At 69.6% G+C, this 22,799-nt stretch carries 15 protein-coding genes and 1 pseudogene; 4 read left to right on the forward strand and 12 right to left on the reverse strand.

What is annotated here, in order from left to right; genetic code table 11:
* The first annotated feature begins 269 nt into the window (after window positions 1–269).
* Window positions 270–1,424, forward strand: a complete 1,155-nt coding sequence (gene glf, locus ASG60_RS09950) for a UDP-galactopyranose mutase (protein WP_056385328.1) — start codon at window positions 270–272, stop codon at window positions 1,422–1,424.
* Between the two features lie 1,230 nt (window positions 1,425–2,654).
* On the opposite strand, the pseudogene ASG60_RS09965 reads toward glf, so the two are convergent.
* The 8 genes and pseudogenes from ASG60_RS09965 to alaS form a co-directional block, all read right to left on the reverse strand.
* Window positions 2,655–3,346, reverse strand: a pseudogene (locus tag ASG60_RS09965) (Crp/Fnr family transcriptional regulator); the annotation flags it as partial.
* A 166-nt stretch (window positions 3,347–3,512) separates the two neighbouring features.
* Window positions 3,513–4,403: an ABC transporter permease gene (locus ASG60_RS09970; protein WP_056169388.1), complete on the reverse strand. Its 891-nt coding sequence runs from the start codon at window positions 4,401–4,403 to the stop codon at window positions 3,513–3,515.
* 2 nt (window positions 4,404–4,405) lie between these two features.
* Window positions 4,406–5,362 (reverse strand): ABC transporter permease, encoded by a 957-nt coding sequence (locus ASG60_RS09975; RefSeq protein WP_056304628.1) that lies wholly within the window; start codon window positions 5,360–5,362, stop codon window positions 4,406–4,408.
* A 244-nt stretch (window positions 5,363–5,606) separates the two neighbouring features.
* The gene (locus tag ASG60_RS09980; protein WP_056385334.1) at window positions 5,607–6,881 is read right to left on the reverse strand and encodes an extracellular solute-binding protein; all 1,275 of its coding nucleotides are present in this window, start codon (window positions 6,879–6,881) and stop codon (window positions 5,607–5,609) included.
* 30 nt (window positions 6,882–6,911) lie between these two features.
* Window positions 6,912–7,904 carry an ABC transporter ATP-binding protein gene (locus ASG60_RS09985; protein ID WP_056385336.1) on the reverse strand — a complete coding sequence of 331 codons (993 nt, stop codon included), beginning with the start codon at window positions 7,902–7,904 and terminating at the stop codon, window positions 6,912–6,914.
* A gap of 78 nt (window positions 7,905–7,982) precedes the next feature.
* Complete coding sequence (gene hydA / locus ASG60_RS09990) at window positions 7,983–9,404, reverse strand: dihydropyrimidinase (RefSeq protein ID WP_056385338.1); 1,422 nt, start codon at window positions 9,402–9,404, stop codon at window positions 7,983–7,985.
* Window positions 9,405–9,408: 4 nt separating this feature from the next.
* Complete coding sequence (locus tag ASG60_RS09995; protein ID WP_056385340.1) at window positions 9,409–10,515, reverse strand: ring-opening amidohydrolase; 1,107 nt, start codon at window positions 10,513–10,515, stop codon at window positions 9,409–9,411.
* Between the two features lie 533 nt (window positions 10,516–11,048).
* Entirely contained in the window at window positions 11,049–13,697 is a 2,649-nt protein-coding gene (gene alaS, locus ASG60_RS10000; RefSeq protein ID WP_056385342.1) for an alanine--tRNA ligase, read from the reverse strand.
* Between the two features lie 196 nt (window positions 13,698–13,893).
* On the opposite strand from alaS, the gene ASG60_RS10005 reads away from it, so the two are divergent.
* From ASG60_RS10005 to ASG60_RS10015, 3 genes are all read left to right on the forward strand, one after another.
* Window positions 13,894–14,304, forward strand: coding sequence for an MAPEG family protein (locus ASG60_RS10005; RefSeq protein WP_056263868.1), 411 nt, complete (start codon window positions 13,894–13,896; stop codon window positions 14,302–14,304).
* Between the two features lie 121 nt (window positions 14,305–14,425).
* Entirely contained in the window at window positions 14,426–15,715 is a 1,290-nt protein-coding gene (locus ASG60_RS10010) for a PQQ-dependent sugar dehydrogenase (protein ID WP_056385343.1), read from the forward strand.
* Between the two features lie 130 nt (window positions 15,716–15,845).
* The gene (locus ASG60_RS10015; RefSeq protein ID WP_056385345.1) at window positions 15,846–16,181 is read left to right on the forward strand and encodes a cytochrome c; all 336 of its coding nucleotides are present in this window, start codon (window positions 15,846–15,848) and stop codon (window positions 16,179–16,181) included.
* A gap of 425 nt (window positions 16,182–16,606) precedes the next feature.
* Here ASG60_RS10015 and recA read toward each other — a convergent pair whose 3' ends face one another.
* From recA to fliR, 4 genes are all read right to left on the reverse strand, one after another.
* On the reverse strand, window positions 16,607–17,698 hold the full coding sequence (gene recA, locus ASG60_RS10020) for a recombinase RecA (protein ID WP_056169360.1): 1,092 nt from the start codon (window positions 17,696–17,698) through the stop codon (window positions 16,607–16,609).
* 373 nt (window positions 17,699–18,071) lie between these two features.
* Window positions 18,072–20,780, reverse strand: coding sequence for an ATP-binding protein (locus ASG60_RS10025; protein ID WP_056385348.1), 2,709 nt, complete (start codon window positions 20,778–20,780; stop codon window positions 18,072–18,074).
* Window positions 20,781–20,928: 148 nt separating this feature from the next.
* Window positions 20,929–21,996, reverse strand: a complete 1,068-nt coding sequence (gene flhB, locus ASG60_RS10030) for a flagellar biosynthesis protein FlhB (RefSeq protein WP_056263861.1) — start codon at window positions 21,994–21,996, stop codon at window positions 20,929–20,931.
* 32 nt (window positions 21,997–22,028) lie between these two features.
* Complete coding sequence (fliR, locus tag ASG60_RS10035) at window positions 22,029–22,793, reverse strand: flagellar biosynthetic protein FliR (RefSeq protein ID WP_056169349.1); 765 nt, start codon at window positions 22,791–22,793, stop codon at window positions 22,029–22,031.
* Between the last annotated feature and the right edge of the window lie 6 nt (window positions 22,794–22,799).

Consider the following 22,799-nt stretch of genomic DNA (forward strand, 5'->3'; position numbering starts at 1 on the left):
CGCTATCCCAGCACACTCGCCGATCTCCACATCGTCGCCTTCGTCTGACTCATGCTCAAACAGGCCGCTCAACTGGCAAGCGGTTCATAACAGCCTCTAAGATCGAACCTGGGCCGACATGGAGGCGCGGATGATGGCGGTCCTCGGCGAACCGATGTCGGATTCGCCGCGTCCGGTGATGCGCGAGACCGTCTGATCCCCTCCCGTCCGCGATGGGGCCGTCCGCTGCGCGCCCTCCCCGCGGCCCGAACAGTCGAGGCTCGAGACCGATGTACGATTGGCTGATCGTCGGAGCCGGTTTTGCCGGTAGCGTGCTCGCCGAGCGCCTCGCGCGCGAGCGGGGCGAGCGAATCCTCGTGGTCGACCGGCGCGACCACATCGGCGGCAACGCCTACGACTGTCTCAACGCCGACGGATTGTTGATCCACCGCTACGGGCCGCACATCTTCCACACCAACGCACAGGCGGTGTTCGCGTACCTGTCCGACTTCACGGCCTGGCGGCCCTACGAGCACCGGGTCCTCGCCGAGGTGAACGGCCGGCGCGTGCCGATCCCGATCAACCTCGACACGATCAACCGGCTGTACGGACTGTCTCTGACGTCCCCCGAGCTCGAAGCTTGGTTCGCCGCCCGGGCGGAGCCCGTCGAGGAGATCCGAACCGCCGAGGACGTCGTCGTCTCGACGGTGGGCCGCGAACTCTACGAGCTGTTCTTTCGCGGCTACACCCGCAAGCAATGGGGCCGTGATCCCTCCGAGCTCGACCGGTCGGTGACCGCTCGGGTTCCGACCCGGACCGACCGGGACGACCGTTATTTCACCGATCGCTATCAGGCGATGCCGAAGCACGGCTACACGGCGATGTTCGCCGCAATGCTCGACCATCCCAACATCACGCTGGCGCTCGGCACCGACTTCCGCAGCCTCGGTCCCACCGCACGGGCGTGGCGCACCATCTTCACCGGTCCGATCGAAACCTACTTCGACACCTGCTACGGCCCCCTGCCCTATCGCAGCCTGCGCTTCGAGCACGTCACACGCGACGTCGCGTGGCACCAGCCGGTGGGCGTGGTCAACTATCCGCAGACGGAGGCCTACACTCGGGTCACCGAATACAAGCACCTCACCGGGCAGACGCATCCGCGCACGGCCCTCACCTACGAGTATCCGTCCGCCGAGGGCGAGCCCTACTACCCGATCCCGTGCGCCGCGCATCAGACGCTCTACAAGCGCTATGAGCAACGCGCCCGCGACGAGCGGAATGTCTGGTTCGTCGGCCGGCTCGCCACCTATCGCTACTACAACATGGACCAGATCGTCGGACAGGCGCTCGCGACGTTCCGGCGGATCGACGCGGAGATTCCCCGGCGGGATGGACGGGTGCGCGCGCCGGCCGTCGATCGGACCACCTCCGAACTGGCGTGAGACCCATGGCCGAGCGGGCGCCCTCCCGGCCTCCGGCGACGACGGAGCGGCCGCTGGGCGAGCGAAACCGGGCGGCGATACGGGAGGATTTCGCCGAGGGTCCGCTGACCGGTGAGGAGCGGCGTTTCGCCGATCTTCTCGCGTGGGAGGCGCAGGCCCGCGCGGACGGTGCCGATCCCAGGACCCTCGCGGCCCTCGCGAAAGCGCGCCGTGCCGCCGGCCGCGCCTGCCACCCTGCGGGGCTTGCCAACGACCCTGCGGGGCTTGCCCACGACCCTGCGGGGCTTGCCAACGAGGGCGCCGGGCCGCCGCCGCGGGGGCGGAGTGGGCCATGATGCACGCACCACACGCGGCACCGGGGCCCGCACCGCGGCGCGGCGTCCGACCGCCGCCATCCCGGCGGACCGGTGCGCCACCCGGACCAGGGGGTGAGCGATGCCGTCGCGATCAGCCGGCACCTGCCGGTGGCGCGATGCAGTCGCGCCGACGCCTTCGAGGGCGCAGCGGACACGGCCCCCCGCTCGCGGTCCGGACATGGACGCACCGCAGCTCGCTCGCTGCGCGGATGCTACGCCGGGCGTGGGTGCCCACGATCCCGAGCGAACGCACCGGAATGCGGCCGCATCGGCGACGGCGCCACCGGGATGGTGGTCGGTGTGGCGCGATTTGCCGCCGCCCATGCGGATCGGCACCCGGCCTCGGCATCACAGTGCGGAGCTTGCCGTCGTGGCGAGGCGGTGCGTGATCCAGTCCTGCGCGGCGCCGAGGCTGGCGAAGGTCGGCGGGTTCGGGTGGTCGACGCGGCCGAATCCGGCTTCGAGGAACCACCGGCCGGCGTCCGACCCGTGCTGCTCGCACAGGTNCGAGGCTGGCGAAGGTCGGCGGGTTCGGGTGGTCGACGCGGCCGAATCCGGCTTCGAGGAACCACCGGCCGGCGTCCGACCCGTGCTGCTCGCACAGGTGAACCAGGATCGCCACGAGGAACCCATCGTCGAACACGAGATGGCTCTCGGTATCGTTGCTGCCCGTCGCGACCTGCACAGGCTGGAGGTGGAGGCTCATCCGTCAGCCTGCTTCTTCAGATGGAGGTAGGTGGGRTCGAACTCCGCGGAGCGGCACAGGTCGTTCCAGGCGTTGACCACCAGGGTGCTGCTGCGCAGGGTGATCAGCCCCTGGCCCCGCATCTCCTGCAGGGTGCGGTTCACGTGCACGGTGGTGAGGCCGAGCGCNCGGCACAGGTCGTTCCAGGCGTTGACCACCAGGGTGCTGCTGCGCAGGGTGATCAGCCCCTGGCCCCGCATCTCCTGCAGGGTGCGGTTCACGTGCACGGTGGTGAGGCCGAGCGCRTCGCCGAGTTCGGTCTGGGTGATCGGCAGGGGGCAGCGGTGATCGCCGGCGAGGCCCACCGCTTCGAGCTTAAGGTACATCTCGCAGAACAGGTGGGCGATCCGGCCATAGGCCGACTTGCGGCCCATGCCGGTCATCCATGCGCGAAAGATCGCCGCGTCGATCAGGGTGTCGCGCCACAGCACCGCCCCGAGGCGCGGGAAGCGCAGGGTCAGGTCGCGCAGGCTGTCGTGCGGGATGAACGCCACCGTGGCCACGGTCATGGTGCCGAGGCTGTGATCCATCACCGGCAGGTGGAGGCTCTGCAGATCGGGGGTGTCGCCGGGAATGTGGAACGAGAAGATCTGGCGGCGCCCGTCCCCCAACACCTTGTAGCGGCACAGCCAGCCTTCGAGGACCAGGCAGCATTGCGAGGGCATGTCGCCCTCCCGCACGATATCCTGTCTCGGCTCGAGGGTCCGGATTCTGACCGGCAGGTTGCGAACGGCCTCCTGCTCCTCATCCGAGAGGGTGGCGATGCTGTCGAGCTTGCGCAGCAGCATGGTCATGGGAGCGTTGTTGGAAACCGGGTGCATTAGCAACTTCGCTTTGCCACATAGGCGGAAGCCCAAATCTCTCCCGGTCACCAGCCCCTATTGCAAAAACGCCGATGATGCGCGGATCGTAAGCGTCCTCCCTGCGCACGCATTATCCCAGGATAGCCCGCACGGGCTTTCCGCCCCGAACCGTTCGCGGAAGTTCCTAGCCGAGGCGCAGCCCGGCCTTCGCCTTGCGCCGCTGGAGATAAAGGCTCGTTCCGAGGGCGAGGCCGATGACGGCGAGCGACATGCCCGTGGTCAGGGTGCCGAGCGCGTAGATCTCCGGCGTGGTGACGGTGGTGGTGAGGCCCTGGAGTTCGAGCGGCAGGGTGTTGCGGCCGCCGATGGCCTGGCTGGTGCGGGCGAGTTCGTCGAAGGACAAGGTGAAGCCGAACAGGGCGACGCCGACGAGCGAGGGTCCGAGGATCGGCACCACCACGTGCCGCAGGGTCTGGGCGCCGGTGGCGCCGAGATCGCGGGCGGCCTCCTCGTAGGCCGGATCGAACCGGTTGAAGACCGCGAACATGATGAGGAGGCCGAAGGGCAGCGTCCAGGTCAGGTGCGCGCCCAGCGCCGAGGTGTAGAGCCCCATCAGGGTGCCGTGCTCCTGCAGCCAGCCCCAGCCGGTGGCGGCCGCCGCCCAGTTCACCGCATCGTCGAGGAGGCGGAATTCCAGGCCGATCCCGAGCGAGACCACGATGGAGGGCACGATCAGGCTCGCCACCGCGATGGTGAACAGCGCGCCCTCGCCGCGGAAGCGCTTGCGGAAGGCGAGGCCGGCGAAGAACGCGATGACCACGGTGAGGCCCATCACCACGAGGCCGAGGCGGAGCGAGCGCCACAGCGCCCCCCAGATATCGACGATGCCGAGACCGGCCCAGAGCTTGCCGAACCAGTGCGTCGAGACCCCGTTCATCGGGAAGGTGAGGCCGCCCTGCGGACCCTGGAAGCTGAGGACCAGGATGGTCAGCGTCGGGCCGTACAGGAAGGCGACGAACAGGGCGAAGAACGCCGCGAGGGCATAGAAGGCGGGGGAGCGGGGCCGGTCGCTCAACGCTAGAGTTCCTTCCGCAGGTCGATCAGGCGGGTCATCGCCACGATCATCAGCATCACGGCACCGAGCAGCACCACCGCGTTGGCCGCCGCCGCCGGCAGTTGCAGGGCCGACATCTGGACCTGGATGACCTTGCCGACGGAGGCGATCTGCTGTCCGCCCATGACGCCGACGGTGACGAAATCGCCCATCACCAGGGTGATCACGAAGATCGACCCGATGGCGATGCCGGGTTTGGCCAGCGGCACCACCACGTTCCACAGGGTCTGCCAGCCGGTGGCACCGGAATCGTAGGCCGCCTCGATGAGCGAGCGGTCGATCCGCGCCATGCTGTTGAAGATCGGCACGATCATGAAGACCGTGTTGAGGTGGACGAAGGCGAGCACCACCGAGAAGTCGGAGTACAGCAGGCCCTCGATGGGGGATTTGATGAGGCCCATCCCCATCAGGGTGTCGTTGACGAGGCCGTTGCGGCCGAGCAGCGGGATCCAGGAGATCATCCGGATCACGTTCGAGGTCCAGAACGGGATCGTGCAGACGAGGAACAGCGCCATCTGCATCGTCTTCGAACGCACGTGGAAGGCGACGAAATACGCCACCGTGAAGCCGATCACGAGGGTGCAGGCCCAGGTCAGCGCGCAGAACTTCAGGGTCGAGAGGTAGGTCCGCACGGTGGTGCAGGCGTCCGCCGTGTTGAGGCAGCCCTCGAACACGTCGATGTAGTTCTGCACCGTGAAGGCAGGGATGATCTCGTACTCGTTGTAGGACCAGAAGCTGACGATCAGGGTCAGTGCCAGCGGCACCACGAAGAACACCAGGAACACGCACGCCAGCGGGGCGGCCTGGAGATAGGCCAGCGCGCGGCGCCGCCGCGTCTTGGCCGTGAGGCTCGTGGTGGGGGCCGTCACGGCCGGGGTTTTCGCGATGGCGGGGAGGGAGGAGAGTGCAGTGTCGGTCATGGCTCACTCCAGCCGAGCGCAGAACCTCTCCCCGCTTGCGGGGAGAGGGGCGAGCCCCCCTTGTCGGGGGCGAGCCGAGCGGCAGCGAGGGTGAGGGGGCGCAACCGTAAGAGGCACGACCGGCGATACCCCCTCACCGTCGCCCTGCCGGGCTCGCCTCGCCTCCCGACAAGGGGACGACGAGGCCTTCTCCCCGCCGGGCGGGGAGCGGGAAGCGCGCTCCGTGCCTGGTGCATCACCCCGCTCACGCGGCGATGAACTCGTTCCACTTGCGGACCATGTAGGTGTTCTCGTCCATCACCGCGTTCCAGCAGGCGACGCCCCCCATGCGGGCCTCGAAGGAGCCGCCGTCGCGGGTGGCGCCGGCCTTCTCCAGCACGCCGCCGTCCGGGCCCTTGATGTCCTTCTCGGCGGCCTTGCCCTCCATCCAGTAGGCCCACTCGTAGGGCTCCAGGTGGGATTTGGCCGTCTCCAGCACCGCCGAGTAGTAGCCCTGGCGGTTGAGGTAGGCGCCGGCCCAGCCGGACAGGAACCAGTTGATGAAGTCGTAGGCCGCATCCAGCTTGCGGCCCGTCAGGGTCTTGGGCAGGCCGAAGCCCGTGGCCCAGGCGCGGTAGCCCTCCTTGAGGGGCTGGTAGGTGCAGGCGACGCCCTGCGAGCGCACCTTGGTGACGGCGGGCGACCACATCGACTGGATCACCGTCTCGCCGGACGCCATCAGGTTCACGGATTCGTTGAAATCCTGCCAGAAGGCGCGGAACTGGCCGGCGCGCTTGGCCTCGATCAGCAGCTTGATGGTGCGGTCGATCTCCGCCTTCGTCATGTTGCCCTTGTCGGGGTAGGTGTAGTCGCCGGTGGCCTCGATCACCATGGCGGCATCCATGATGCCGATGGAGGGGATGTTGAGGATCGAGGCCTTACCCTTGAACTCGGGGTTCAAGAGTTCCTTCCAGCTCGTGATCGGGCGCTTGATCAGGTCGGGCCGGATGCCGAGCGTGTCGGCGTTGTAGGTGGTGGGGATCAGGGTGATCCACTCGGTGGCCGAGCCGGCGAAATTCTTCGAGTTCTGTCCCTCGAGGTAGAACACCTTCTTCGGGGCGGTGCCCTGGTCGCCGATCTTCTTTCCGGCCACTTCGCCCTTGGTGAAGACCGGGGTGATGTTGTCGGCCTGCTTGATCCGGCGCGCATCCATGCCCTGGATGTTGCCCGACGGGATGAGCTTCTTCAGGCTGAAGAACTCGGTGTCGAGGAGGTCGAACGAGTTCGGCTGGGTCACCACGCGCTTCGTCACCTCGTCGGTGACGACGGGGATGTACTCGAGGGTGATGCCGAGATCTTCCTTCACCTTGCGGGCGATGTCGCCGGACTGGTTCACGGCGGTGCCGAGGTAGCGCAGGGTCACGGGCTCGGCGGCGATCACGTTGGGAAAGCCGGTGATCGGGCCGGCGCCGAGGGCCAGTCCGGTGGCCCCCGCGCCCTGCAGCAGGGTGCGGCGGCTCAGCTTGATCGTGGTCGTCATGCGGATTCCTCGTACGCAGTGAGAAACGGTTCAGGCGCTCAGGCGATGGGCGGCGGCGGCATCCCAGCCGAGGGGCACGGTCTGGCCCAGCGCGAGGGGGTGGCCGGCATAGGCGCCGTCGTCGATGACGGCCGTGAGCGCGGTCGCGCCGCTCCCGCCGAGGCCGTCGGCCTCGAAGCCCACATGCACGCTGGTGCCCTGATACTCGATGGAGACGACGCGCGCCGGCACCGCCTCGGGCCCCGCCTCCGCCCCGAGGCGCATCCGGTCCGCCCGGACGGCGACCTCCGTCGCATCGGGCAGGCGGATGATGTTGTGGCCGCCGATGAAGCGGGCGACGAAGGCGGTGGCGGGGCGCTCGAAGATCGTGCGGGGGTCGGCCGCCTGCTCGATGCGGCCGCCGTTCATCACCACCACGAGGTCGGACAGCGCCATCGCCTCCTCCTGGCTGTGGGTGACGTGGATGAAAGTGATGCCGAGTTCGGCCTGGAGCCGCTTCAATTCGGTCCGCATCCGCACCCGCAGGAACGGATCGAGGGCCGAGAGCGGCTCGTCGAGGAGCAGGACCTTGGGTCCGGTGACCAGGGCGCGGGCGAGCGCCACGCGCTGCTGCTGGCCGCCGGAGAGCTGGGCCGGCAGACGCTCGGCCAGATGCGCCATCTGCACGAGGTCGAGCATGGCGAGCGCCTTGGCCCGGCGCTCGGTCTTGCCGATGCCCCGCATCTTCAGGCTGAAGGCGACGTTGTCGCGGCAGTTGAGGTGGGGGAACAGGGCGTAGCTCTGGAACATCATCGCGGTGCCGCGCTCGGCCGGGGTGGCATCGCCCACCGCCTTCGGCCCGATGACCACGTCGCCGGAGGACACGGTCTCGTGCCCGCCGATCATCCGCAACGTGGTGGTCTTGCCGCAGCCCGAGGGGCCGAGCAGGCAGCAATAGGCGCCCGAGCGGACCTTAAGGTCGATGCCGTCCACGGCCGTGGTGTGGCCGTAGCGCTTGGTCAGGCGGATCAGCTCGACGTCCATGCGTTGTCTCCCGACCCGCATCCCAGCAAGGGGCGGGCCAGACGATACCCGATTCGCATCCGATGTCGCGGCGTCCGGTCAGGCCAAGGGACCGGCTTGCACAACCCGGTCGAGCACCCGCCCATGGCCGAGTGCGCCGGTCACCCGCCCGTCCTCGGCGACGATCTCACCCCGCGCGAGGGTCACCACCGGCCAACCCATCACCGCGAAGCCCTCCCAGGGCGTGTAATCGGCGCCGTGGTGGAGGTTGGCCTGCAGGATCGTCTCGCGCCGGTTCGGGTCCCAGAGGGTTAGGTCGGCGTCGAACCCGATGCCGACGGAGCCCTTGCGCGGGTAGAGCCCGTAGAGCTTGGCGTGATTCGTGGCGGTGAGTTCGACGAAGCGATTGAGGGAGATGCGGCCCGCCGAGACGCCCTCCGAGAACAGGATCGGCAGACGGGTCTCGATGCCCGGGATGCCGTTCGGCACCCAGCGGAACGCGCTTCTCGCGCGCGGGTTCAGCTTGCCCTGAACGTCGTCGTAGCGGAACGGGCAGTGGTCGGAGGAGACCACGTCGAACAGGCCGGTCTGGAGGCCGCGCCAGATCGCGGCCTGGTTGGAGGCCTCGCGGGGCGGCGGCGAACAGACGTATTTCGCCCCCGCCATCGGGTCGTCGGCGCCGAGGCCCTTCATGTGGTCGGCGGTGAGCGTCAGGTATTGCGGGCAGGTCTCGGCGTGGATTTTCAGGCCGCGCTCCCGGGCCCAGGCGATCTGCTCCATGGCCTCCGCGCCCGAGACGTGGACGATGACGATGGGGAGATCCACGAGTTCGGCGTGCGCGATCGCCCGGTGCGCCGCCTCGCGCTCCACCACCTGCGGCCGGGACAGGGCATGCCCGATTGGGCGGGTCTCGCCGGCCTTCTCGAGCTTCTCGGTCATGTACCGGATGGCGTCGTAGCCCTCGGCATGGACCATGACGCGCGCGCCCTCGCGGCGGGCCACGTCGAACACGTCGAGGATCTGGCGGTCGTTCAGGACCAGATCGTCGTACGTCATGAACACCTTGAACGAGGTGTAGCCCTCGGCGATCAGGGCCGGCAGCTCCTGGCCGAGCACCGCCGGCGTCGGGTCGGACACGATGAGGTGGATGGCGACATCGATGTGGCACTGGCCCTCCGCCAGCGCCCGGTAGGCATGGGTCGCCTCGCGCAGGGAGGCGCCGCGGGGCTGGAGCGCGAACGGCATCACGCAGGTGTTGCCGCCGGCCGCCGCCGCACGGGTCGCAGAGGCGAAGTCGTCCGCCATGGCGATGCCGGGGCCGGAATCCTGCGCGATGTGGACGTGGCTGTCGATGCCGCCCGGCAGCACGAGGAGCCCGGAGGCGTCGAGGGTGCGGGCCGCATCCGTAATCCGCTCGGCGATTCCCGCGATGCGCCCGTCGCGGATGCCGAGATCGGCCCTGAACGTATCGGTGGCGGTGACGAGGGTGCCGCCCCGGATGGCGAGATCGAAGTCGGGCATCGCTTCAGTCCCTCACGCGGGCGATGATCGCAACAGGGCCGCCGCCGTCGGGTCCCTGGTGCTCGGCGCCGCCGGAGACGAACAGGTCGGTGCGCCCGATGGCGGCGGCGGCGACCCCACCGACCAGGGCGCGGGCGTGCCGGGTGGCGTTGATGTCGCTGTCGTCGTTCATGATGTGACGCCGGCCGCGGATCAGGCCGTCATGCGAGGGCTCGGCTTTCGCGAGCAGGGCGACCACGCGCTCCGACTCCTCCGGCGTCAGTTGGCCGGAGCCGGGAAAGCCCAGATCCGCCAGCACGCCCTGAATCGCGAAAAAATCGATGCCGTCGCGCATGACCCGGTGGGCGATGGCGTGGGGGCCGGTCCAGCCGGGCGCGTTGCCCAGCACGATGACTTCGTTGCGCATGAGTTCGATGCCGGCCGAGGCGCTGGCGCGGCCGGAATAGAGGTCCCGTCGCGCACCGATGGCGGCGTCGGCGAGGTCCTCGTCCGCCACTTCGCCAAGGGCCAGGGCGATGCCGAGGGCGGAGGCCCCGCGCGACAGGCCCATGGAGGCGTAGGTGTCGTGGGTGGCGACGTCCCGTCCGCGCGCGGCAGCCTCCTGGATGCGGGCGCTGGTCAGGAGCGGACACTTCACCTGGACGAAATGTACGGCCTCCGGGTCGTCGAGCCCGGCCCGGGCCATGGCTTCGGCGACCGCCGCTGCCGTCGCCCGCACCTGCGCCATGCGGCCGATCTCCTCGGGCCGGAAATCGGCCGTGAAAGCGGTGCCGATGGCCAGCGCCGTCGCGCCGGGCACGGCCGGGCCGTCGCGGCGCGCCAATACGAGGAGATGGGGGGAAAGGCCGCCCTCGGTGCCGCCCGACATCACCAGGGCGACCCGCCCGCCGACGGCTTCGGGCGTACACGCCATCGCGCCGGCGAGCGCGGTCTCCAGGGCCATCACGGCGAGCTGGCGGGTGAAATCGTTGACGCAGCCGTTGCCCTCGGTCTTGCCGAAGATCGCCACGATCTCATCCGCCGCCACGGCGCCGGCGGCGATGAGGTCCATCACCCCCGAGACGTCGGCGGGGTGCCGGGTCGGCACGCGGAAGACGAGGCATTCGGGCATGGAACGTCCGGGTCAGGGCGGTGACACAGGGGCAGAGCGCGCGCGAGGTCCGGTGTTGCGGGGCCGCGCCCGCCCACGCCACACGGGACCGTTCGCCGCGCACGAACGGCCCGGGAAGCGTATCGCCGATCCTGCACAAACCGCACCACGCCCTCCAGCCGCGACGCGGTAAGGCGGGCGGGATTCCCAGGCCAGGCCGGCGCCTACGCTGAGGTCATATGCCTAATCCGCAGGCAACTTCAGGGGCGGGTCGGAGGCCCGGTGGCATCGGGGATGGCGCTCTTCCATGCCGCTGCCTCCGCAAGCCGCGAGGAATCGTCGGCCGTCGGCTCCCCCGGGTCCGTGCTGGGATGCGCCGCGCGACCGTGTGCCCACGGGGGGCCCGTCGGCATTCCCCGGCGTGCGGGGCAGATCCCGTGGACCGAGCTTGCGGCACGGTGCGCGCGATCGAAGGCAGTGCGCGGTACCGCTGCGGCGTCGCACGTTGGGCTCGGCAATTCACCGAACCGGCCGACGACGCGCACACCATGATCCTATCCGGCCAGGGCCGTCCGGATCGCGTCCAGAGCCGCCGCCGCGCCCGTGCCTTCCGGTCCTCCGGCCTGGGCCATGTCGCGGCGACCGCCGCCGCCCTTGCCGCCGAGGTGGCCGGCGCCCGCCCGCACCAGGGCGACGGCGTCGAACCGTTCGGTGAGGTCGGCGGTGACGCCGACGACGAGACCGGCCTTGCCGTCGGGGGCGACGCCCACCAGGGCGACGATGCCGGAGCCGATCCGGCTCTTGCCCTCGTCGGCCAGGCTCTTGAGGTCGCGCATCTCGACGCCCTCGACCACGCGGGCCAGGAGCTTCACGCCGCCGATCTCCACGATCTCGTCACCGCCCGATCCGGCCCCGCCCATGGCGAGTTTTTTCCGCGCGTCGGTGAGTTCGCGTTCCAGGCGGCGGCGGTCCTCGATGAGGCTCGCCAGGCGCTCGGGCACGTCGGCGGTGGCGGATTTCAGCAGGCCGGCGATCTGCGACAGGGTGCGGCCCTCCTCGGCGCGGAAGCGCCGCGCGGAATTCGCCGTCAGGGCCTCGATGCGGCGCACCCCCGCGCCGACGGCACTCTCGGCGACGACGGAGACCTGACCGATCTCGCCCGTGCGCGCCGCATGGGTGCCGCCGCAAAGCTCCACCGAGAACGCCTTACCGCCCGCCCCAGGCAGGCCCATGGAGACGACGCGGACCTCGTCGCCGTACTTCTCGCCGAACAGGGCGCGGGCGCCGGAGGCCACGGCCTCGTCCTGCGCCATGAGCTTCGTCACCACGGGGGTGTTCTGCAGCAGCACGGCGTTGGCGATGTCCTCGACGGCGCGGATCTCGGCCTCGTCGAGGGGCTTGGGGTGGCTGAAATCGAAGCGCAGGCGCTCGGCCGAGACGAGGGAGCCCTTCTGGGCGACGTGGTCGCCGAGCACCTGGCGCAGGGCCTCGTGCAGGAGATGGGTCGCCGAGTGGTTGGCCCGGATGGCGGCGCGCCGATCGGCCTCGACGGAGAGTTCCACGGGCTGGTTCAGGGCGAGCCGGCCCTCGTCCACGGTGACGTGGTGGACGAAGAGGTCGCCGAGCTTCTTCTCGGTGGCCGTCACCCGCGCCTTCAGGCCGGCGGCCGTCAGCGTACCGGTGTCGCCGACCTGACCGCCGGATTCGGCGTAGAACGGGGTCTGGTTGACGAGGGCGAGGCCGGTCTGGCCGGCCTCCAGGGCCTCCACCTCGGCGCCGTCGCGAAGCAGAGCCGTGACGATGCCTTCGGCCGACTCCGTCTCATACCCCAGGAACTCCGTGGCGCCGGTGCGCTCCTTGAGGCCGTACCAGACGGTCTCGGTGGCGGCCTCGCCGGAGCCCGTCCAGGCGGCGCGCGCGGCCTTGCGCTGGCGCTCCATGGCGGCCCCGAACGCGTCGGTGTCGACGCCGATGCCGCGCGCCTTGAGGGCATCCTGGGTCAGGTCGAGGGGGAAGCCGTAGGTGTCGTAGAGGGTGAAGGCCGTCTCGCCCGACAGGTTCTGGCCCTGCGCGAGGTCGCGGGTCTCGGCGTCGAGGATGGCCAGCCCCCGCTCCAGGGTGCGGCGGAACCGGGTCTCCTCCAGCCGCAGGGTCTCGCCGATGAGCGTCTCCGCGCGGGTGAGTTCGGGGTAGGCCTGACCCATCTCGCGCACCAGGGTCGGCACCAGGCGGTACATCACCGGCTCGCGGGAGCCCAGGAGTTCGAGGTGGCGCATGGCCCGGCGCATGATCCGGCGCAGGACGTAGCCCCGGCCCTCGTTGCCCGGCAGCACGCCATCGGCGACGAGGAAGGACGCGGCGCGCAGGTGGTCGGCGACGACCCGGTAGGAGGCGCGGGTGGCGGGCTCCGGCGGGCGGCCAACGGCGTGGCTCACGGCGTCGATGAGGGCGCGGAACAGGTCCGTCTCGTAGTTGCTCGTCACCCCCTGGAGGATGGCGGCCATGCGCTCCAGGCCCATGCCGGTGTCGATGGAGGGGCGCGGCAGGGCGAGGCGGTTGCCCGGCTCCACCTGCTCGTACTGCATGAACACGAGGTTCCAGAATTCGAGGAAGCGGTCGCCGTCCTCGTCGGGCGAGCCGGGCGGGCCGCCCTGCAGGCCGGGGCCTTGGTCGATGAAGATCTCCGAGCACGGGCCGCACGGGCCGGTGTCGCCCATCTGCCAGAAGTTGTCCGAGGTGCCGATGCGGATGATGCGGTCGTCGGAGAATCCGGCGATCTTCTTCCACAGCGAGGCGGCCTCGTCGTCGTCGGCATAGACCGTCACCAGCAGGCGGTCCTTCGACAGGCCGAATTCCTTGGTGATCAGATCCCAAGCGAGTTCGATGGCCTGCGGCTTGAAGTAATCGCCGAAGGAAAAGTTGCCGAGCATCTCGAAGAAGGTGTGGTGGCGCGCGGTGTAGCCGACGTTGTCGAGGTCGTTGTGCTTGCCCCCCGCGCGGACGCATTTCTGCGATGTGGTGGCGCGATTGTAGGGCCGCTTCTCGACACCGGTGAAGACGTTCTTGAACTGCACCATGCCGGCGTTGGTGAACATCAGCGTCGGGTCGTTGCGCGGCACCAGCGACGAGGACGGCAGAACCTCGTGGCCCGCCTTTGCGAAGTAGTCGAGGAAGGTCGACCGGATCTCGTTGACGCCGCTCATCGCTGTATAGACTCTGTCGGTGGGCCCTGCCGGGTCGGTGCTGACGGCCATGACGGCTAGTCCGCGCGCAGGCGTCTCATACGGAGGGTTCCGGCTCAAGTCACGGGCGGTTTCACGTTTCGCACCGGCGGGTGCCCCTCGCCCGCGCGATGGTCTAGGTACGGGGATCACCACCGACCAAGGACACACCGCGCCCATGCCCGTCGAAATCCGCCTCCTTGCCTGGTCCTGCTTCCTCGGCCTTGTCCACATCATCGCCGCCTCCTACAGCGGCCTGCAGCAGCGCGGCGGCTTCACCTGGGCCGCCGGCAACCGCGAGGGCCGGACGCCGGAGGTGACGGGCGCGGCCGCCCGTCTGGAGAAGGCCTCGAAGAACTTCTTCGAGACGTTCCCGATCTTCGCCGCCCTGGTGCTCGCCTGCGTCGCCACGGGGCGCCACAACACCGCCGTGGTGCTGGGCGCCTACCTCTACTTCTTCGGGCGCCTCGCCTACCTGCCGGTCTACGGCTTCGGCGTGCCGAAGATCCGCTCCATCATCTGGGGCGTCTCGGTGGTCGGCATCCTGCTCGTGCTGTGGGGCCTGTTCGTCAAGATCCTGCCGTACTGACATCCCGGGGAGGGCCGTCCCCCGCGGGGGACGGCCCTCCCCTTGTGGAGACCACCGGCAAGCCCGTAACGTCCGTCCGGCAACCGCCCCGATCATGCGGGCGGAGCCGGGAGAGTACCCCATGCGATCCGTCCTCGTCGCGACGCTTCTGGCCGGCGTCACCCTCGGTTCGGCCCCCCTCGGGGCGCAGGCGCAGGGGGCCGCCCCCGCCGAGACGAAGGCCAAGGCCGACGCCCTGGAGAAGCTCCAGGGTATGCAGAGCACGGGCACGGCCGAGGCGCCCGAGATCCCCCAGACCGGGCGCCGCGCCGATGCGCTCCGCCGGACGCTGGCCAAGATCAAGCTGCCCGAGGGCTTCCGGATCGACCTCTACGCCGTGGTGCCCGATGCCCGCTCCATCGCGGTCGGGCCCAACGCCGGCGTGCTGTTCGTCGGCACCCGCAAGACCAAGGTCTACACGGTGACCGACCGGGACAAGGACCGGGTCGCCGACGAGGTCCGGGCCTTCGCGCCCGGCATCGACTTCAAGATCCCCAACGGCGTCTGCTTCTCGAAGGACGGCGTGCTCACCATCGCCGAACAGAACCGGGTGCTGTCGTTCCCGGCGGCGGAGTTCTTCTACGAGAGCCCCGACGTCGCCGCCGGCGTGCTGGTCAAGCAGGGCGCGCTGATCCCGGCCGCGGAGGAGAGCTACAACCACACCGCCCGGATCTGCCGCATCGGCCCCGACGGCAAGACCTACGTGTCCCTCGGCCAGCCCTACAACGTGCCGCCGGCGGAGAAGCGCGACCTCTACGCCAGAACCGGCATCGGCGGCATCGTCCGGATGGATGCCGACGGGAAGAACCGCGAGGTGTTCGCCACGGGCATCCGCAATTCCGTCGGCATGGATTTCAGCCCCGCCGACAAGTCCCTGTGGTTCACCGACAACCAGGTCGACGGCATGGGCGACGACACCCCGCCGGGCGAACTCAACCGCGCCACGAAGGCCGGGGAATTCTTCGGCTTCCCGTGGTTCGGCGGCGGCGCCGTCCGCACCGTCGAGTACAAGGACGAGGAGCCTCCGAAGGGGGCGGTGTTCCCGCAGGCCGAGTTGCCGCCGCATGCGGCCGATCTCGGCATGGCGTTCTACACCGGCAAGCAGTTCCCGGCCGCCTATCGCGGCGGGATCTTCATCGCCGAGCACGGCTCCTGGAACCGCACCACGCCCATCGGCGCCCGGATCATGTTCGTGCCGGTGGAGAAGGACGGCAAGGCGGGCGCGCCGGTGCCGTTCGCCGAGGGCTGGCTCACGGGCGACGGCGAGTATCTCGGCCGCCCGGCGGACGTGGCCGTGTTCCTCGACGGCTCGCTGCTCGTCGCCGACGACACGGCCGGGGCGATCTACCGGATCTCGTACGAGGGGAAGTGACCTTTTGGGGGGCGGGCCGCGCGCCCGCCCGGCTCACCGGCCGCAGGTCGCGTCTGCCCGATGGCCCTGCGGCTTCTGGTTCGACGGCCTGCGCGCGGATATCTCGATCGCCCCAGAACCCGGAGTCCGCATGCCCCATCCCGCCGCCGCCCTGTTCCTCGCCGCCACGCTCCTGAGCGGGCTCGCCATCGGTCCGGCGCGGGCCGGCGATGCCAAGGCGGGCCGCAAGGCCGCCACCGCCTGCCAGACCTGCCACGGCATGGACGGGCTGTCGAAGCTGCCGGAAGCCCCGAACCTCGCGGGGCAGGTCGAGCCGTACCTCGTCAAGGCGCTCACCGAGTACCGCGACGGACGCCGGAGCAACGCGATCATGAACGTCGTCGCCAAGGGCCTGTCGGATGCCGAGATCGCCGACCTCGCGGCATTCTATGCCGGCATCGCCATCGAGATGCTGCCGCCGGGCTGACGGTCGGGGGACGCGCCGCGGCCTAATCCAGGCGCCCGTGGAAGTGCAGAGGCTCGCGAGGCAGACGGCGCAGGCCACCCAGGACATTTCCTGCCAGATCGCCGAGATCCAGTCCGCCACGAGTCAGGCAGTCTCGGCGATCGCCGCCATCACGGCACGTATCTGCAAGATCGCGAGATCGCGAAATCAACGGCGTCGCCTCCACCATCGCGGCCTCCCGCGAGCAGCAGGGTCCGACGACCCAGGACATCGTCCGTGACGTCGCCGAGGCCGCCTCGGCACGCTCGTGTCATTCGGGGCATTTGCCCGCCAAAATCGTCCGCTTCCTCGCGATGGCGCGGGCGGCGTGAATAGCGAGGCACCACGAGAAAGCCGCCGGGCACGGGGCCCGGCGGCTTTCTCGTGTCGGGTGACGGGTCCGGAACTCAGGCTTCGCCTTCGTCCAGATCCTCTTCGGTGGGTTTGGCCGTATCGAGGATCTTGTCGGCGAGGATGCCGGAATTCTGGCGGATCGCCGCCTCGATCTTCGCGGCGATGTCGGGGTTGTCCCGCAGGAAACCCTTCGAGTTCTCGCGGCCCTGGCCGAGGCGCTGGCTGTTGTAGGAGAACCAGGCGCCCGACTTCTCGACGATGCCGGCCTTGACCCCGAGGTCGATGAGTTCGCCGACCTTGGAGACGCCCTCGCCGAACATGATGTCGAACTCGACCTGCTTGAACGGCGGGGCGACCTTGTTCTTCACCACCTTCACGCGGACCTGGTTGCCGATGGCCTCGTCGCGATCCTTCAGGGTCGAGACGCGGCGGATGTCGAGGCGGACCGAGGCGTAGAACTTCAGGGCGTTGCCGCCCGTGGTGGTCTCGGGGCTACCGTACATCACGCCGATCTTCATGCGGATCTGGTTGATGAAGATCACCATGCACTTCGAGCGCGAGATCGAGCCCGTGAGCTTGCGCAGCGCCTGGCTCATGAGCCGGGCCTGGAGGCCGGGCTGGCTGTCGCCCATCTCGCCCTCGATCTCGGCGCGGGGCGTCAGCGCCGCCACGGAATCGACCACGAGGACGTCGATGGCGCCCGAGCGCACCAAGGTGTCGGTGATCTCGAGGGCCTGCTCGCCGGTGTCGGGCTGCGAGATCAGCAGGTCGTCGAGCTGCACGCCGAGCTTGCGGGCGTAGATCGGGTCCAGGGCGTGCTCGGCGTCGACGAAGGCGCAGACGCCGCCCTTCTTCTGGGCCTCGGCGATGGTGTGAAGCGCCAGCGTGGTCTTACCCGAGGATTCCGGGCCGTAGATCTCGATGACGCGCCCGCGCGGCAGGCCGCCGACGCCGAGCGCGATGTCGAGCCCGAGGGAGCCGGTGGAAACCACCTCCACCTCGGCCACCTGGGCGTTCTTGCCCAGGCGCATGATCGAGCCCTTCCCGAAGGCGCGCTCGATCTGCGACAGCGCGGCGTCGATCGCCTTCGCCTTGTCCTTGTCCACCATGGGAGCGTCCACAACTTTCAGCGCTGGCTGGGCCATTCGTCGGCATCCTTATGCATGGGGTGGGAGCAAGGCTCAATGCGCCTCGGATGACGATTGATGTACTCGTTTTGTTCTAATTCCGCAAGGCTGGCAGACGTGGTTTCGGAGCGACGGCTTCAAAACGATGGCGGACCGCTCGCCGGATTGCGTGGTCGGTCACGACACCCACGCAGTCATTCCGGGTCGCCGCAGGCGAACCCGGAATCCAGAAACACAGGAAGGGCCATGTCGAACGCGCGTCGCGGCTCTGGATTCCGGGTTCCGCTCCGCGGCCCCCGAATGACGGCGTGGAGGTCATCGGCCTCCAGCCAACTTATCTGACGTCAGGTTCGAAGCCCCGAGTCGCACGGTTCGTTGCCCCCCGTAAAAATCAGCGCGCGATGGTTTCCTTCACCGTCTCGACGAGCTGCTTCAGGCTGAAGGGCTTGGGCAGGAAGTTGAAGTCCTCGCCCTCGGGCAGGTTCTTGCGGAACGCGTCCTCGGCGTAGCCGGAGACGAAGATCACCTTGAGGTCGGGGTGGTGCTTGCGCAGTTCCCGCAGCAGGGTCGGGCCGTCCATCTCGGGCATCACCACGTCGGACACGACGAGGTCGATGGTCTGGCTCTTGTCCTCGATGATCTTGAGGGCATCGAGGCCGGAGGCCGCCTCCAGCACCGTGTAGCCGCGGGCCGACAGGGCGCGGCTGTTGACGGCACGCACGGGATCCTCGTCCTCCACCAGCAGGATCACGCCCTGGCCGGTATGGTCGGGCGCGGGCTTCCTCGGCGACGGGGCGGCGAGTTCGGGGGTGCCCTTGAGGCGGTGGGCGGCGATCTCGCCCGTGGTGCTCGTGGCCGGCAGGGGCGCCGGCTCCGGCTCGGCCACGGGCTCGTGGCGGGGGAAGTAGATGCGGAAGGTCGTGCCCTCCCCCACCGTCGAGCGCACGTCGATGGTGCCACCGCTCTGCTTGACGATGCCGAACACCGTCGAGAGGCCGAGGCCGGTGCCTTTGCCGATCTCCTTGGTGGTGAAGAAGGGCTCGAAGATCTTCTCCATGACGTCGGGCGGGATGCCCTGGCCGGTGTCGATGACCTCGATGAGGACGTGGTCGCCCGCCGGCATGCCGAGGCGCGCCTCCTCAGGGGTGGAATCGTGCACCACGTTGGCGGTGCGGATGAGCAGACGCCCGCCCTCAGGCATGGCGTCGCGGGCGTTGACCGCGAGGTTGACGATGACCTGCTCGAACTGGTTCACGTCGGCCTTGATCGGCCAGATCTCGCGCCCGTGCTTGAGGTCGAGGTCGACCCGCTCGCCGAGCAGGCGCTTCAGCAGCAAGGTGAGGTCGGACAGGGCCTCGCCGACGCTCATCACCTCGGGCCGCAGGGTCTGGCGGCGGGAGAAGGCCAGCAGCTGACGCACCAGGCTGGCGGCCCGGTTGGCGTTCTGCTTGATCTGCATGATGTCCTGGAACGCCGGGTCGGTGGGCCGGTGGCTCGCGAGCAGCAGGTCCGAGTAGCCGATGATCGCCTGCAGGACGTTGTTGAAGTCGTGCGCGATGCCGCCGGCGAGCTGGCCTACGGTGTCCATCTTCTGGGCCTGGGCGACCTGCTGTTCGAGCTGGCGCTGGGCGGTGGTGTCCAGGGCGTAGAGGATCACCCGTTCGCGGTCGCCGGATTCGTCGGCCTTGGTGCCTTGACCGGGAGTGCCTTGACCGGGCGTGCCTTGAGCGGGAGTACCTGGGGCCGGAGCCCCTTCCGCGGCGCCCTCGACGCCGGCGGGGCTGAGCCAGACCCGGGCCGAGCGGTTGCCCGCCCCCGTCAGCATCACCTCGATGGGCTCGATGGCGGCGAGCCCGCCGGACGCCTTGGTCAGGGCCGTCTCCAGGGCGGCGCGGTCGCGCTCCACCAGGGCGTCCCAGATGGTCGGCTCGGCGTTGAGGCTGCCGTGCCCGTCCGGCATCGCTTGGCGCGGGGTGCCGCCGAACAGGCGCGCGAACGAGGCGTTGGCGCGGGCGATGTGGCCGGCGTGGTCCACCGTCGCGATGGCGATGGGGCTGTTGTTGAGGAAGCGCGCGAGGCGCACTTCCGCCGCGCGCTGGGGCTCGTCGGTCTCCGCGCCTGCCGAGCGGTTGAGCACGATGGTGCGCGAGGACCCGGGCTTGCCGTCCTGCCCGAAGGCGACGCGGTGGTAGAGCCGGGCCGGCAGGGGGTGGCCGTTGCGGCGGCGCAGATCGAGGTCGAACCGGTCGGTCCGCACCTCGCCGGGCTGTCCCCCCGTGGCGGTGAGCACGTCGGCGCCCGGCGCGATCTCGGGCAGGCGCAGGCCGCCCGAGCCCACGGTGGCGAGGTCGTAGCCGAGCCAGGTCGCCAGGGTGGCGTTCATGTAGACGACGGACCCGGCCGGATCGATGGAGAGGAAACCGGCGGGGGCGTGGTCGAGGTAGTCGATGGCGTGCTGGAGCTCCTGGAAGACGTTCTCCTGGCGCTCGCGCTCGTGGGTGATGTCGCTCACGGTCCACAGGGCGGCGGGCCGGCGCGGCCGGTCGATGGGCCGCACGGCGATGCGGTACCACGCGAAGGCGCGGTCGCCGGCCCCGTCGGGCGGCGGCGCCATGCGGATCTCCTCGCCGTGGCCGAGGCCCTCGCGGGCGGCCTGGGCCAGGCGGTAGACCGCCTCCGACACCTCGGGCGAGCCGACGAAGACCCGTTCCACGGCGCGCAGGTTGGCGAAGCTCTCGCCGCCCGCGATGGTGAGGTAGGCCTCGTTGGCGTAGATGAGCCGGCCGCCCTCCTCCACCACGATGGTGCCCTCGGGCGAGGCGTCGACGATGGCCTTGGTGATGTCGTCGCGCCCCGTCTGCCCGGCGAGCTGGAGCGCGCCGATGGCGAGCGCGAACAGGCAGAACACGCCCGCCATGGCGAGCAGCGCCAGGAGGCCGAGGATGAGCGGCTGGGCCTGCTCGTTGGCGACGAAGGACAGGCCGACGGCCGCCCCCACCAGCAGCCCCGCCAGGACCAGGAGCAATCCGACGCGGCCCGGCCGCTCGGACCGGTCGATCGCGTTCGACGCGGCCTTGGTTGGTCCGCTGAACTCAGCCATCCCGGGTCGATCCACCTTTCTTGCGCCTACCGGTTAGCGCCCGGTCCGCACGCGCGGCAAGGGTCATCCCGCCACGGCTTCCGTTAAATTGCGGGGAAAAAGGTGCACAAACCGTGGTGCTTGGCCGATCTCGCACGCGCCGAAAGGCTCACGCCGCCCGGCGCCGCAGGCGCATGACGAAGCCGATGACCTCAGCGACGGCCCGGTAATGCTCGGCCGGGATCTCCTCGTCGATGTCCACGGTCGCGTGCAGCGCGCGGGCCAGCGGCGGGTTCTCCAGCACCGGCACGCCGTGTTCCTTGGCGAGCGCCCGGATGCGGAGCGCCAGGCTGTCGACTCCCTTGGCGACGCAGATCGGCGCCTGCATGCCGGCCTCGTAGCGCAGGGCCACGGCGTAGTGGGTCGGGTTGGTGACGATGACGGTGGCGGTGGGCACGGCCGCCATCATGCGCTTCTTCACCCGCTGGGCGCGGATCTGCTTCATCCGGCCCTTCACCTCGGGGTTGCCGTCGCTCTCCTTGTGCTCCTGCTTCATCTCCTCCTTGGACATGCGCAGCTTCTGCCGCCACTGGAAGCGCTGGTACAGGGCGTCGCCCATGGCGATGACGACGAACACCGCCAGCATGCCGCCCATGAGCTTCAGGCAGATGGCCAGGATCGCCGCCAGGGTGGCGGTGAGGTCGAGGCGCACGAACGCGTCGAGGCGGTCGCGCTCGCCCCACAGGATGGTGCCACCGACGATGCCCACCATGGCGAGCTTGGCCAGCCCCTTCACGAACTGGAACATCGCCTCCTTGCCGAAGATGCGCTTGACGCCGGCCATGGGTGAGAGCCGCTCCCATTTCAGCCCGATGGCTTCGACGGAGAACACCAGGGGGTGCTGGAGCAGGCCCGCGGCCAGCCCCGCCACCACCACCAGCCCCACCGGGATGGCGAGCGCCTGGGCGTACAGCAGCATCGTGCGCAGGCCCATGGCGGCGTAGACGTGCGGGTCGGAGGGCACCGCGTGGGCGTTCATGAGGAAGCCGCGCATGCCGGCCACGAGTTCGCGCGCGATGGAGCCCGACGCCATCACCAGGGCCAGGGTGAAGGCCGCCAGGATGAAGAGCGTGTTGATCTCGACCGAGTTGGGGACGTTGCCCTGCTCGATGGCCTTCTCGATGCGCCGCGGAGTCGGGTCTTCGGTCTTGTCTTCCGGATCCGCATCGTCGGACATGGGTCAGGCCCCCGTGCTGCCGGAAGCGCGGCTCATCGCCCGGCGAGGTCCGCGAGGTAACGCCCGATATCGTCCAGGAACACCCCCATCATCACGCCCAGACTCCCGAGCAGCACGAGCATGCCGATGAGCACCGAGGCCGGCACGGCAACGAAGAACACCTGCATCTGCGGCATCAGCCGGGCGAGCACGCCGAGCCCGACATTGAACAGGATGCCGAAGGCGATGAACGGCGCAGAGATCTGCACGCCCAGCGCAAAGCCCCGCGCGATGGCCTTCAGGGCCAGGGCCGCCGCCTCGCCGAACCCCGGTACGCCGTCCGGCGGCAGCAGCACGTAGCTCCGGCCGATGGCCGCGAGGGCGATGTGATGCAGGTCGGTGGCCACGATGAGGGTGACGCCGAGGAGCGCCAGGAAATTGCCCAGCGCCGTCTGCTGGCCGCCCTGCGTCGGATCGACGGTCATGGCGTAGGACAGGCCGAGCTGCTGCGACATCACCACGCCGGCGACCTGCAGGGCGGCGAGCACCATCCGCACGCTGAGGCCGAGCACCAGCCCGACCAGCACCTCGCCGAACAGCAGGGCGATGAGCCCCGGCCCGGCGATGGCCTCGCCCTGCATCGGCAGGAGCGGCCGCACGGTCGGGAACAGCACGAGGGTGAGCAGCAGCGCGAAGGCCAAGCGGAGGCGCGGCGACACGAGCTGCTCGCCGACCCCCGGCAGCAGCATCACCAGGGTGCCGACCCGCGCGAAGGTGAGGAGGAAGGCCGCCGCGATGCCGGGCAGGAGCAGGTTCATGGCCCG

It is taken from the genome of Methylobacterium sp. Leaf469 (assembly GCF_001424745.1).
In the GTDB taxonomy this organism is placed as follows: Bacteria; Pseudomonadota; Alphaproteobacteria; order Rhizobiales; family Beijerinckiaceae; genus Methylobacterium.

Excerpts from the sequence above, each read along its gene's own strand:
- ASG60_RS10005 (WP_056263868.1), top strand. The coding sequence starts at position 13,894 with ATGCCCGTCGAAATCCGCCTCCTTGCCTGGTCCTGCTTCCTCGGCCTT.
- ASG60_RS10015 (WP_056385345.1), top strand. The coding sequence starts at position 15,846 with ATGCCCCATCCCGCCGCCGCCCTGTTCCTCGCCGCCACGCTCCTGAGC.
- recA (WP_056169360.1), bottom strand. The coding sequence starts at position 17,698 with ATGGCCCAGCCAGCGCTGAAAGTTGTGGACGCTCCCATGGTGGACAAG.
- glf (WP_056385328.1), top strand. The coding sequence starts at position 270 with ATGTACGATTGGCTGATCGTCGGAGCCGGTTTTGCCGGTAGCGTGCTC.
- flhB (WP_056263861.1), bottom strand. The coding sequence starts at position 21,996 with ATGTCCGACGATGCGGATCCGGAAGACAAGACCGAAGACCCGACTCCG.
- ASG60_RS09985 (WP_056385336.1), bottom strand. The coding sequence starts at position 7,904 with ATGGACGTCGAGCTGATCCGCCTGACCAAGCGCTACGGCCACACCACG.
- hydA (WP_056385338.1), bottom strand. The coding sequence starts at position 9,404 with ATGCCCGACTTCGATCTCGCCATCCGGGGCGGCACCCTCGTCACCGCC.
- ASG60_RS09995 (WP_056385340.1), bottom strand. The coding sequence starts at position 10,515 with ATGCCCGAATGCCTCGTCTTCCGCGTGCCGACCCGGCACCCCGCCGAC.
- alaS (WP_056385342.1), bottom strand. The coding sequence starts at position 13,697 with ATGAGCGGCGTCAACGAGATCCGGTCGACCTTCCTCGACTACTTCGCA.
- ASG60_RS09980 (WP_056385334.1), bottom strand. The coding sequence starts at position 6,881 with ATGACGACCACGATCAAGCTGAGCCGCCGCACCCTGCTGCAGGGCGCG.
- fliR (WP_056169349.1), bottom strand. The coding sequence starts at position 22,793 with ATGAACCTGCTCCTGCCCGGCATCGCGGCGGCCTTCCTCCTCACCTTC.
- ASG60_RS10010 (WP_056385343.1), top strand. The coding sequence starts at position 14,426 with ATGCGATCCGTCCTCGTCGCGACGCTTCTGGCCGGCGTCACCCTCGGT.
- ASG60_RS10025 (WP_056385348.1), bottom strand. The coding sequence starts at position 20,780 with ATGGCTGAGTTCAGCGGACCAACCAAGGCCGCGTCGAACGCGATCGAC.
- ASG60_RS09975 (WP_056304628.1), bottom strand. The coding sequence starts at position 5,362 with ATGACCGACACTGCACTCTCCTCCCTCCCCGCCATCGCGAAAACCCCG.